This window comes from Caballeronia sp. INDeC2 (genome assembly GCF_023631325.1).
Lineage (GTDB): Bacteria > Pseudomonadota > Gammaproteobacteria > Burkholderiales > Burkholderiaceae > Caballeronia.
Genome location: NZ_JALQDG010000069.1, coordinates 1 through 509, shown reverse-complemented (window position 1 = coordinate 509; position 509 = coordinate 1). Strand labels below are relative to the sequence as shown.

1 protein-coding gene and 1 pseudogene are annotated in these 509 nt (G+C 59.9%); both read left to right on the top strand.

Annotation, left to right across the window (positions count from 1 at the left end; genetic code table 11):
* Nucleotides 1-399, top strand: a 399-nt coding sequence (locus NCS28_RS33100) for an electron transfer flavoprotein subunit beta/FixA family protein (RefSeq protein WP_250517978.1), incomplete at its 5' end; no start/stop codon positions are given.
* A pseudogene (locus tag NCS28_RS33095) lies at nucleotides 399-509 on the top strand (electron transfer flavoprotein subunit alpha/FixB family protein); the annotation flags it as partial. The gene NCS28_RS33100 and the pseudogene NCS28_RS33095, both read left to right, overlap by 1 nt.

Sequence of the window (509 nt, the reverse complement as noted above, 5' to 3'; positions counted from 1 at the left end):
CAGGCCATCGACGACGATTCGAATCAGACCGGTCAGATGCTGGCCGCACTGGCAGGTCTGCCGCAGGCGACGTTCGCTTCGAAAGTCGTGATCGCGGATGGCAAGGCGACCGTGTCGCGCGAAGTCGATGGCGGCGCGGAAACCCTGTCGCTGAAGCTTCCCGCGGTGGTCACGACTGACTTGCGCCTGAACGAACCGCGCTACGTCACGCTGCCGAACATCATGAAGGCGAAGAAGAAGCCTTTGACGACAGTGAAGCCTGCCGATCTGGGCGTCGATATCACGCCGCGTCTGAAGACATTGAAAGTCGTCGAGCCGTCGAAGCGCAGCGCGGGCATCACGGTGCCCGACGTGAAGACGCTGGTCGAGAAACTGAAGAACGAAGCGAAGGTGATCTGATGACGATTCTGGTTATTGCAGAGCATGACAATACGTCGATCAAGGCCGCGACGCTGAACACGGTTGCAGCGGCGGCTGAAGTTGGCAAATTCGCCGGCGGCGATGTGCAT